The following is an 11,733-nucleotide window of genomic DNA, read 5'->3' as shown; positions in this document are numbered from 1 at the left end:
ATCGGAGGCCATTCGTGCCGTGCCGTTCGCTGGTTGGCCGCGAACGGCACGACGGTGGCTCAGCGCAGCACGCTGCCTGGTGCAGCGCACCATGAGACCGGCAGATCCTTCACTGCAGTACCCCAGCCCTGGGTCGGCGCCTGTGCATCCAGCGCGAACTGCAGGCGCGGGCCCTGCTGCAGCTGGTTCCAGTCCAGCCACACCGGGGCATGCGCGCGCCCATCCAGCTGCACGCCCTGCACGTACTGCAGGCGGCGGCCATCGGCACCGGGCGCATCAATGCGCAGCGTGCGGCCATTACCCATGTCCACTTCCACCTTGGCAAAGCGCGGCGTGTGCAGCAGGAACTGGCCGCTGCCCGGCACCGCCGGGTACACGCCGATGGCACTGAACAGGTACCAGGCCGACATCGTGCCCAGGTCATCATTGCCGGTGACGCCGTTGGGCGCGTTGGTGAACAGCTGCTGCGCCGCGCGCAGCACGTTGGCGGTCTTCCACGGCTGGCCGATCAGCGTGTACAGCCACGGCGCGTGCAGGTCCGGTTCGTTGTTGGGGTTGTAGCGGAACTGGTTGTAGTAGCTGTACGGCCCCACCACCCATTCCTTGCGGGCGGCGGTGAGCGGATCGGCCTGCAGCGCATCCATCGCGAAGAAGGCATCCAGGCGGCGGCCGGCCTGCTCGCGGCCGTCCATCGCGTCCACCAGGCCCGGCACGTCCTGCTGCGCCAGCCACTGGTACTGCCAGGCGGTACCTTCATGGAAGCCATGGTGCGAACGCGGGCTGTAATGGCCGTCGGCGGGTGTGTACCACTGGCCGTCTTCGGTGCGCGGGCGCGGGAAGCCGGTGAAGCCGGTTTCGGCGTCGCGCACCTGCGGGTCCCACACCTTGCGCCAGTTGCGGCCGCGCTCACGCAGCGTGGCCGAATCCTGCGCATGGCCCAGGCCATCGGCCATCTGCGAAAGCGCGCAGTCGGCCAGTGCGTATTCCAGCGTGGCCGAGCCGCCGTGGTGCGGGTCCACGTCCATGCCCTTGGACGGGAACGCGCGGTCGTAGACCACATAGCCCTTGTCCAGGTAGGTCGGGTTGCCCGAGCGGCCGGCCATCCGCGAATTCAGCGGCGGCGTACCGAACGCATTGCGGCGCAGCGCATCCCAGGCCTGCGATTCACGCCCCTTCAGCGCACCGAAGCGCCACAGGTCGACCATGAACGGGGTGACCGGATCGCCGGTCATGATGTTGGTTTCGAAATTCGCATAGCCCCAGCGCGGCAGCCAGCCACCCTGCTCGTCGATGGCCAGCAGGGTGCGGCCGATGTCACGCGCCACGTCCGGACGGGTCAGCGCCAGCCACTGGTTCTGCGCGCGATAGGTATCCCACAGCGAGAAATACTCGTAGTAGGTCCAGCCATCGGCGCGGTGGATGCCATCGTCATAGCCACGGTAGCGGCCATCGGCATCGCTGCCGGTGAGCGGCTGCAGCAGCGCGTGGTACAGCGCGCTGTAGAACACGGTGCGGTCATCGCCCGTGCCACCCTGCACGCGCACGCGCGCCAGCTGCTCGCGCCAGTCCTTCTGCGAAAGCGCGCGCATGCGGTCGAAACCGATCAGTGCGCCTCCCTGCATGCCCTCGGCGCGCAGATTGGTACGTGCGCCCTCGGCATCCACATGCGAGATCGCGCTGACCGCGGTGACCGACTGGCCCTTGGCCAGATCGAAGGTCAGCCAGGCGCCGTTCGGCTTCTGCTCGCCCTCCATGCTGTGCCGCGCGTTGGGCAGGCCACCGGCCTCGCCCCAGGTGCCGTGTGCCTTGAACGGACGATCGAATTCAACGCGGAACCAGGTCGTGTACTGGTGGCCGCCGCAGAAGCTCTTGGTGACCAGCTTGCCTTCCACGACCCGGTCGCCCACCACGTCGACCACGCTGCCGATCACCGAATGCCGCTCGTTGGCCTGGCCCACGTTCACAAGCACATGGCCGTCGCCGCTGCGCTGGCTGAAGGTGTAGCGCTCGGCCGCGGCACGGGTGCGCGCGGTGGCTTCGGCATCGATGCCGCCGTAGCTGGTCAGGCGCACCTTGTAGTAGCCAGCCTGGCCCACTTCACCGTCGTGGGTGTAGTTGGCGGCGTAGGCCTTGTGGTCGAACTGCTTGGGGTTGGCGGTATCGAAATCGCCGCCCGGGCCGATGCTGCCGGTCACGGGCAGGATGGAGACCTGGCCGCCCTGTTCCCAGCAACCGGCGCCGGACAGGAAGGAATGGCCGAAACCGCGGATCTTTTCATCGTCGTAGCGCCAGCCGGAATAGTGGCTGCCGATCGGACTGACCTGGATCAGGCCGAACGGTGCGGACGCGCCGGGGAAGGTGTTGCCGTCATCCTTGCTGCCGATGAAGGTGTTGACCTCGCGTTCGAGCGCGGCAGGTGCGGCCTGCAGCCAGGGCGTGATGGCCAGGGCCAGCAGGCAGGTGGCGCGGGCCAGCGGCCGCGGGGACAGCGCCGGCAGGCGCAGGAGGGAACGACGGCGGGACAACCTGGTCACGGACAGGACTCCTTGGCGGCAGGGCGGCAGCGGGGGGCGGCCGCTGCGGCCGAACTCCCCGTTTCCATCGGTACAAATCCGCACCCCGGCGGATTTAGATCGATTGAAGTAGAACAGGGAGCGCGCGCCCATGCATTCTGCGCCGCAGCAAAAGAGGGGGGTTCTTTTGCAGGGCTTGCAGCCCTGCACCTGCTGGGAGCCACGTCAACGTCAACGTCAACGTCAACGTCAAAGGCTGGCATTCCGTGGGATGGCGGGGTGGGTCCGGTTGAGGGGGACGCTGCAAGTCCCCCTCCGGGGCCCGGCCCAGCCGCTGGCGGCTGTGCGTTCGGGCGCTTGCGAAGCAGTGCTTCGCAAGCAAAGCGCCCTCACCCATGTAAGGTCGGTCGCCGCATCCATGCGGCTCACGCCCCCTCAACCGGACCCACCCCGCCTTCGACAGATTTCCGCGATCTGTCGGGAAAGCACGGGGTCGGATCCCGTTGCCGCGCAACGGGCTCCGACCCCAGATTGATTTCGATGTCTGACAGATTCATCCACGCATGGCGTGGATCTACTGGCCGCCGGCCAACTGGATGAACCCAATCGATAGCCGACAGATGTGTCGACCAAGGTCGACACCTACCAACAGCCGCGCGGAACACCAAGCGCCGTTACCAACAGCCGCGTGAACCTGTCGAAGGTGGGGCGGTGTCGGATTGCGGGGTGTCAGCCGCATGGATGCGGCTGCCAAGCCTACAGGGACGTACTTGCGGCGTCCCCGCAATCCGACACCGCCCCGCCAGTCCACGGAGCCCCGCTTTTGAAGTTGACGTTGCCGTTGCTCCAGGCAGGTGCAGGGCTGCAAGCCCTGCCGAACACCCCCTCCCCTTTGCGCATGTAAACGATTCCAGCGCATTTCAGCGAATCATCATTCGGCCGACACGTCGCTGCAATATTGCGCAGCAGCATGCGCAGACCCTCCGGCCATGCTAAAAATCGCCCCGCCATCGCTTAGATCGATCCAAGCGGATCCCATGGGATGGCCCGGCGTTGGGGACCGGCACAGGACGTACCCGAACAACAGCGCGCCGCCCAGGCAGCCGCGCGGCATCAGCAAAATCGGCACCGCAGATTAGATCGATTCAAGTTTCCGCGTCAGTCACCGGATCAATCCATGAGAGAGGGAGAGATGGCAATCAAGCATTCAACTCGTACGCACGGCCGCGACGCCTTGTCGTTCGCCGTTGCACTGGCCCTGGCCGCAGCCGTCGCGCCGACCGGCGCCGCTGCCCAGCAGGCCAGCGCACAACCGACCACCGGCAGCGCCGATGCCACCACGCTGGACAGCGTGCAGGTCACCGGCTACCGCTATGCGATCGAGAAGAGCCTGCAGCAGAAGCGCGACGCCAACGCCGTGGTCGAAGTGATCACCGCCGAGGACGTCGGCAAGTTCCCCGACAAGAACGTGGCCGACTCGCTGCAGCGCGTGCCCGGCGTGGTCATCACCCGTGACGGCGGCGAAGGCAAGAGCGTCAGCGTGCGCGGCCTCGATCCCGACCTGACCCTGACCCAGTTGAACGGCAACTACATCGCCACCTCCGAAACCAATGACGAGGCCAGCCGTTCGTTCAACTACACCCTGCTGCCGTCGAACATGCTGTCCAGCGCCGAGCTGTTCAAATCGCCGGAAGCCCGTATCGACGAAGGCGGCATCGGCGGCACGGTCATCCTGCACACCCGCCGCCCGCTGGAAATGGAATCCAACTCCGGCTACGTGACACTGGAAGGCGTCTCCTCCGACACCCACCAGGATGTCGACCCGCAGGCGTCGGCGCTGTACTCGTGGCACAGCAAGGACGAGCGCTTCGGTGTGCTGGTCGGCGTGACCCAGCAGAAGCGCACCAGCCGCACCATGGAAGTGACCACCGAGAACTACCAGTGGTACGGCACCGACGTCGACGCCCGTGATGTCAACGGCAACGCCCTCACCCAGGGCGGCATCAACTACTGGTGGGGCAACTCCGGCTTCAACGATCAGTTCGGGCGCAACTACACCGACTTCTTCATGCCCACCTCGGTGAACTTCGCGGTGAAGGAAGAGAAGCGCGAGCGCAAGGGCGGCCAGCTGACGTTCCAGTTCAAGCCGGTCGACAACCTGACCCTGACCGCCAACTACTTCCGCTTCCAGCTGGACGGCGACTACACGCAGAACATGCTGAAGGTGCCCGAGTGGAACATGGCGCGCTACAACGGTGACGGCAACTGGGCTGGCGGCCGCCTGCTCAACGGCCTGAGCTTCGACCCCAGTGGCACCGTGGTTACCGGCGCACAGTTCGAGAAACTGGCCGGCAAGACCTACTACTGCAGCGAGGACGAAGCCGCTGCCGCCGGCCTGGCCCCGGGTGGCTGGGGCCCGGACGACTGCACCATTCCCACCCCGCAGCTGACCGGTGGCTACAGCCGCGAAAAGGCGCTCTCGCAGACCGCCGACCTGACCATCGACTGGGACATCAGCCCGCTGTGGAAGGCCTCCTTCAGCGGCGGCCGTACCTGGTCCGAGGGTGGTCCGTCGATGAACTTCCGTATGTCGGCCAAGCCGCGCCGCCGCGTCAACGGCGTGTGGGAATCGGGCAACCAGTACACCGCGTGGGACCTGACCGGCACGCCGTCGCTGACCGTCTCGCCGAACCTGCAGGAGGTGCTGATGAATGGCATCGCCGAGGTCGACACCGGTTCGACCGATTCGTCGTGGATGCAGACCGAGGTCGAGCAGAACCACTTCCAGGCCGATGTCACCAAGATGTTCGAAAGCGGCTGGCTGGACTCGATCCAGTTCGGCGCCAAGTACCGTGACGGCAAGGTCCACCGCAACACCGGCAACACCTACTGGGTGTGCCAGGGCGCCGACCCCGCCGACTATGACAGCCGCTACCAGGCCGGCTGTGATAACACCGCCGGCATCGCCCAGCCCGGTTTCTTCCTGTCCAATCCGATCAGCGGCATCGCCGGTGGCTTCAACGCGAATGTATTCCCGGGCATCAACTTCCCGTCCTACATCGACTACCTGAACTCCACCTACGGTTCGTCGCACAACCGCGTTGAGGACGACTTCGTCTACAACGTCAACGAGAAGATCTACTCCGGCTACTTCCAGGCCAACTTCCGTACCGAGCGCCTGCGCGGCAACGTCGGTGTGCGCGTGGTGCGCACCAAGCAGTTCGCCCAGTCCAGCGACTCGATCGAACGCTTCAACGATTACTTCCTGGACAACGCCTCCGGCGCGCCGATGTCCTGCGACGATCCGGCGGCGGCCGCCTTCCCCACCTACGGCTGCGAGAGTGGCTTCGTGCGCCTTCCCGATGCCCTGGCACGCGAGAAGAGCTACGAGCTGATCGGCTCGGACCGCACCTACACCGACGTGCTGCCCAGCTTCAACATTGCCTGGGACATCACCGACAACCTGGTGCTGCGTGGCGCCGCGTCGAAGGTGGTGGCACGGCCGAGCTACACCAGCATCGCCGCACCGGGCAGCCTGAGCTACTACAGCCCCGAGTACGTCAATGACCGCCGCGTTGCCGGCGGTGCGCCGACAGAAGGCTGGGCCGGCAATGGCAGCAACAAGAACCTGGAAGCCTTCGAAGCGACCCAGTACGACCTGGGCGTGGAGTGGTACTTCATGCCGGGCGCGGTCGCCGGCGTCGGCCTGTTCCGCAAGGACATCAGCAACTTCACCGTGCCGATCGTGCGTGACGTGCAGATGGAAGTCGGTGGCGAAATGGTGACGGTGCAGAACTACAGCACCCAGGCCAACGGCCGCGATGCGGTGTCGCAGGGCGTGGAGCTGTACGGCCAGTACACCTTCGACTTCGGCCTGGGCGTGCAGGCCAACTACACCTACAACGACACCAACCTGGCCTCGATCGAGCTCAATGGCGAGAACCTGGGTGCATCGCCGCTGGTGGGCAGCGCCAAGAACCAGGCCAACCTGACGGTGTTCTACGAAACCGACCGGTTCCTGGCCCGCGCCTCGTACAACCGTCGCGGTGAAGTGGTCGGCGGCCTGGTCAACGGCATGACCCAGTACACCGAGCCGTACGACCAGCTGGATCTGAACGTGGCCTACAACTTCACCGAAGCACTGACCTTCACCGCCTCGGTACTGAACGCCACCAAGTCGGAACAGCGCATCTACCTGGGCAACGACACCCAGTCGCGCCTGATCTCCAACCTGTATTCGGGCCGACAGATCTACTTCGGCGCGACCTACAAGTTCTGACCTGCCCTCAGGGTCGGAGCCCTTCTGCGAAGGGATCCGACCCCGTTCAACGGTCCTCCACGGCAGCCACGCTTTTACAGGTGGCTGCCGTTTTTGTGCGCACCGTCGTCCAACGCCTTGCGCAGTGCCGCCACCGTGGCGGCGCTGGTCTGGTGCCAATCCGGGTCGAGACCGCGCAGCACCGGGTTCTGGAACTGCATGGCCGAGCGCCGCAGGCCCTTGGCGGAGGCGTGCAGCTCGCTGCAGCCGGTGTGCCGGGCCACCGCGGCGATGTTGGCCGGCCCCAGGCCGGCACCGGGCATTACGCTGATGCGCCCGGCCGCCTGGGTGACCAGCGTGGCCAGCACCTTGCTGCCGGCCTCCGCACTGACCTGCCCGCCCGACGTCAGCACGCGCTGGCAGCCGAGGTCGATCACCTGCTCCAGCGCCGCGGACAGATCGCGGGTTGCGTCGAAGGCGCGATGGAATGTGACCTGCAGCGGCCCGGCGGCCTGCGCCAGTTCGCGGCACAGCGGCAGGTCGATGTCACCGTGCACATCCAGCGCGCCGATCACCACGCCATCGCAACCCAGCGCACGGCAGTGTGCGATGTCGCGCAGCATCAGCTCGGTTTCCAGTGCGTCGTAGTGGAAATCGCCGGCACGCGGGCGCACCAGCACGAACAGCGGAATGGTCAGCCGCTCGCGGGCAATGGCGATGCTGGCGAAGGACGGCGTGGTGCCGCCCTCGGCGAGGTTGTCGAACAGTTCGATGCGGTCGGCACCACCGGCCTGCGCGGCAAGCGCGGAGGCCACCGAATTGCTGGCGATCTCCAATCCCAGGCGCACGCTCACGCCTGGCTGCTCGTGTAGATCGACGGCGAATCGCGCAGGTCATCCTGGCGCTGGCCATCGCACACGGCATAGACGAAGCCACGATGCAGCGCGTACGCGCCCACCTCGCCCTGCTTGTTCATCGCCAGGAAGCACACCTGCAGCGTGCGACTGGCCTCGGGGCGCTTGCGCACCACCCGGTCGATCGCCTCACGGCACGCCTGCGCGGGCGTGCGGCCCTGCCGCATCAACTCCACCACCAGGAACGAGGCGGCGTTGCGGATCATCTCCTCGCCCACGCCCGAGGCGGTGGCGGCGCCCACCTCGTTGTCCACGTACAGGCCGGCACCGATGATCGGGCTGTCGCCGACCCGCCCGTGCAGCTTCCAGGCCATGCCGCTGGTGGTGCAGGCGCCGGCAAGATGCCCCTTGGCATCCAGCGCCAGCATGCCGATGGTGTCGTGGTTGTCGCTGTTGCCGGGGATGCCACGGCGCTCGGCGTTGATCTGCGGCTGGTACTGCTCGGTCTTCAGCCATTCGCGCCAGGCCGCCTCAGCCTGCGGGGTGATCAATCGCTTCCGCTCGAAGCCCTGCTGCACCGCGAACTGCTGGGCACCGTCGCCCACCAGCAGTACATGCGGGCTGTTTTCCATCACCCTGCGCGCCACCGACACCGGGTGCGCGATGTCCACCAGTGCAGCCACTGCGCCGCAGCGGCCATCGCCATCCATGATGCTGGCGTCCAGGCTCAACACACCGTCGCGATCGGGGTTGCCACAATGGCCCACGGTAGGATTGCACAGCTCGCTTTCAGCCCAGCGTGCGCCGGCTTCCACCGCATCCAGCGCGCTGCCACCCTGGCCCAGCACCTTCCACGCGGCCTGGTTGGCCGGCACGCCGAAGTCCCACGTTGAAACCACCTTCACCCCGCCCTGCGTGCGCGCCTGCGCGCCCGGCAAGGCCGCCATGCCTGCGGCCAGTGCACCGGCCTGCAGGAACTGCCTGCGATCCACCATGTTGCCCTCCCCTTGCAGAAAGCGATGCCGGCCGCGGGCCGGCTGCGTGTTTCAGCCCCCGCGCGGCAGCCGCGCCGCGTGCCAGACGGCCGCGCCGAGCACGCCCAGCTGGCCATGTTCCACCCGCCACACCGGCACCTGGCGCAGCACATCGGCCAGCACGCCCTTGTTGAGGAAGCGCTCGCGGAAGCGGCCGTCGGCCAGGAAATCCTGTACGTGGGCGGAAATGCCGCCGGCCAGGTATACCGAACGCGCGCCTACGGCAATGGCCGCATCGCCCGCCAGGCTGCCCAGCCACGCGCAGAACACCTGCAGGGTTTCCACCGCCACCGCATCCTCGCCGCTGCGCGCGGCGCCGATCAGCGCTTCGGTGGTGGACCATTGCGGTGCAACCCCGCGCAGTTCGCACAGGCACGGGTACAGATTCAGCAGCCCGCTGCCGGACAGCACCCGTTCGTTGTCCACGTGCGGCCAGCGCTGCAGCAGCTTGGCCAGCACCTGCAGTTCCAGCGCGGTGCCGGCCCCCAGCGCGGCGTGGCCCAGTTCGCTGGCCAGCACCGGGCGGTCGCCATCGGCAAAGCGCAGCGCTGCGCCCAGTCCGGTACCCGCGCCCAGCACCAGCGCCGGGAATGCCTGCGCGGGGTCGCCCGGGCCGTTCAGCGGCACCAGCGTTTCCGGCTGCAGGTAGGGCACGGCCAGGGCCACCGCCTCGAAATCGTTGATCAGCTGCAGTTCGCCCAGGCCGGACTGCGCGCGGGTGGCCGACAGCGAAACAGTCCACGGCAGGTTGGCGTTGATCAGCACGTCGCCATCGAGCACGCCGGCAATGGCCACCACCGCGCTGTGCGCGGGCTGGCCCAGGCTGGCACTGAAGTCGGCCAGGATCGCTGCCAGGCTGGCGTGGTCGGCGCAGGCATAGGTGCGATAGCCGCCCAGGCGCGGGGTCTGGCCAGGCACCAGGTGGGCCAACGCTACACGGGCGAAGGTGCCGCCCACATCGGCCACTACCACGCTGTGCGAAACGCCGGCGCCGCTGGCGTCGGAGGAAGACGGGTCTACTGCTGCGACGTTCACACGGGCCTGCTTGAATCGACGGATCGGCGTCGATTCTCGGCCATCGCCGCCGCTTTGCCAACGCTGCGGCAATGCCTCGCCCGGCAGCCGCTTACATGCCTTCCTGCTCGGCCACCTGCACCCCGTCCACCAGCACGCGCAGGCGCTGCGGACGGAACCCGGCGAACAGCAGCGGCCGGGTGCGTTCCACCAGCACCTGGTGGCCGGCGATATGGCGCAGCCAGGACTGCACCAGCGAGAACGAAAAATGCGTGCCCGGGTGCAACGGGTGTTGCACCCAGACCGTCTCGCTGGCACTGCGCAGCTGCATGGCGCCACTGAACCAGTGGCGGCTGAGGGTGACCGGCGTGGTGCCGGCCATGAAGCGGATTTCCATGGCGCGTCCTTTCGTCGTGGCAACCGCCCGCCCGGTCAGGGCTGGGCGGTCTGCAGGCTGTAACTGGTGGTGGCGGTGAACACCGCACCGTCAGGCTGGGTGGAGCGCACCTCCACCTTGTGGCTGCCGACCGCCAGCCCGGTGGGCAGCGCGCCACGCCACAGGTGCGGCGAGGCGGTGGCTTCCGGCGAACGATCATAGCCGCGCAGGGTGGTGGCCAGATCATCGGCCACGTTTTCCACCAGCAGGCGCGGGTCGGGCTGGCTGACCTGCTTCATCCGCTGCCACGGGCCACCATCCACGCGGTACTCCACCACGCTCGCGTCCTCGCCCATGTACACGTTGGCGTAGACGCCCCATGCCGGGTAGGCACCCTGGCGCAGCACCTTGGGCGCGTGCAGGCCGATCTGCTCGCTGGCCGGGGCGCCGGCCACGCGGTACTGCAGGCGGTAGCTGCCGTTGCCGGCCACATCCAGCAGCGCATAGCCCTTGGGCGTGCCATCGCTCATGGTGCTGTCCGGCACGCCGGCGGCATTCTTCACCCCGGACCAGAACGCGCCGCAGTTGGCGCCCACGTTGTATTCGTGCAGCGGCTTGTCGCCCTGCCAGCCTTCGGCCCTGCCGTGGTAGACGTGCTGCTGGGTGTGGCTGTGCCCGCTCAGCACCAGCACGTTGCGGAAGGGCTTGAGCAGATCGAACAGGCGCTGGCGATCGGCGTGGCGGAAGGTCTCGCGCCCCGGTGCGGCATCGAACAGCGGAATATGCATGCCCAGCACCAGCAGGCGGTCCTTGTGCAGGCCCTTCAGGTACGCGGCCAGGAAGGCGAACTGGTCCTCGCGCAGGCCGCCCACGTACTTCGGCTTGGCGTTGGGGTCGTACACCACATCGTCCAGGAACACGAAGCTGGCACCGCCCTCTTCCACCGCATAGGTGTCCGGGCCGTAGATGTTGCGCCAGCTGTCCAGCGAGTGGTCATCGTTGGCGGCGTCGAAATCCAGGTCGTGGTTGCCGGGCACATGGAACCACGGCACGCCCAGTTCGGTGGTCACCTTGTTGATGGCCGGGTACAGGGTCAGGTCGTCATTGACGATGTCGCCCAGGGTGGTGCCCAGACGCGCCTTGGTCTGCCCCACCAGTGGTTCGACGATCGACTGCTGGTAGTAGCCGATGTCCTGCGTGGTGGCGGTCTGCGAATCGGTGAACACCAGCATCTGGAAGCCGCGCCGGTTATCGTGGCGATCGGCCTGCAGGGCGAAATCCCAACTGCGGGCAGCGTCACCGGTGGCGGCGATGCCACCGTACTTCAGCGCCGGCGAGCCGTTGGGACGGTAGTGGCGCCAGAACGAAGGCAGGCCATCGGCCGCCTTCGGGAAGGAATAGGCATCGGGCTTGATCACGAACACCGTCTGGCCGTCGCGCACCGGCAGGCTGTAGCTGCCATCGGCGGCGGTCTTGACGATGGTTTCGCCGTTGGACACCTGCACGCCGGCCAGGCCGGGATCGGTGGCACCGCGCCCGGGCTTTCCGTCGCGCTCAAGGTAGACCTTGCCACTCACCACGGTGTCGGCGGCCCATGCCGGCGAAGTAAACAACAGGCAGCACAGCCAGGCGGCGGGCAGTTTCATGGGGGGCGGTCCGGGAAAGAAAGACCGCCCATTGTAGA

General features: G+C 67.1%; 7 protein-coding genes. 1 reads left to right on the top strand and 6 read right to left on the bottom strand.

The window, feature by feature from the left end; genetic code table 11:
• Positions 1–59: 59 nt before the first annotated feature.
• The gene (locus C1922_RS09225; RefSeq protein ID WP_108751547.1) at positions 60–2,504 is read right to left on the bottom strand and encodes a GH92 family glycosyl hydrolase; all 2,445 of its coding nucleotides are present in this window, start codon (positions 2,502–2,504) and stop codon (positions 60–62) included.
• 1,201 nt (positions 2,505–3,705) lie between these two features.
• Between C1922_RS09225 and C1922_RS09220 the strand changes: the two genes are divergently transcribed.
• Positions 3,706–6,792 carry a TonB-dependent receptor gene (locus C1922_RS09220; RefSeq protein ID WP_108749471.1) on the top strand — a complete coding sequence of 1,029 codons (3,087 nt, stop codon included), beginning with the start codon at positions 3,706–3,708 and terminating at the stop codon, positions 6,790–6,792.
• A 74-nt stretch (positions 6,793–6,866) separates the two neighbouring features.
• On the opposite strand, the gene C1922_RS09215 is transcribed toward C1922_RS09220, so the two are convergent.
• The 5 genes from C1922_RS09215 to C1922_RS09195 all read right to left on the bottom strand — a co-directional run bounded on the left by C1922_RS09215 (position 6,867) and on the right by C1922_RS09195 (position 11,695).
• The gene (locus tag C1922_RS09215) at positions 6,867–7,625 is read right to left on the bottom strand and encodes a copper homeostasis protein CutC (protein WP_108749470.1); all 759 of its coding nucleotides are present in this window, start codon (positions 7,623–7,625) and stop codon (positions 6,867–6,869) included.
• Entirely contained in the window at positions 7,622–8,620 is a 999-nt protein-coding gene (locus C1922_RS09210; RefSeq protein WP_108749469.1) for a N(4)-(beta-N-acetylglucosaminyl)-L-asparaginase, read from the bottom strand. Before C1922_RS09210 ends, C1922_RS09215 begins: the two co-directional genes overlap by 4 nt.
• Positions 8,621–8,671: 51 nt before the next feature.
• Positions 8,672–9,694 carry a glucokinase gene (locus C1922_RS09205; protein ID WP_108751546.1) on the bottom strand — a complete coding sequence of 341 codons (1,023 nt, stop codon included), beginning with the start codon at positions 9,692–9,694 and terminating at the stop codon, positions 8,672–8,674.
• A 91-nt stretch (positions 9,695–9,785) separates the two neighbouring features.
• Positions 9,786–10,070, bottom strand: coding sequence for a hypothetical protein (locus tag C1922_RS09200; protein WP_108749468.1), 285 nt, complete (start codon positions 10,068–10,070; stop codon positions 9,786–9,788).
• Between the two features lie 35 nt (positions 10,071–10,105).
• Entirely contained in the window at positions 10,106–11,695 is a 1,590-nt protein-coding gene (locus C1922_RS09195; RefSeq protein ID WP_108749467.1) for a calcineurin-like phosphoesterase family protein, read from the bottom strand.
• Positions 11,696–11,733: the final 38 nt, after the last annotated feature.

Source organism: Stenotrophomonas sp. ZAC14D2_NAIMI4_7, assembly GCF_003086675.1.
In the GTDB taxonomy this organism is placed as follows: domain Bacteria; phylum Pseudomonadota; class Gammaproteobacteria; order Xanthomonadales; family Xanthomonadaceae; genus Stenotrophomonas.
This window is presented reverse-complemented; position numbering and strand designations above follow the sequence as displayed.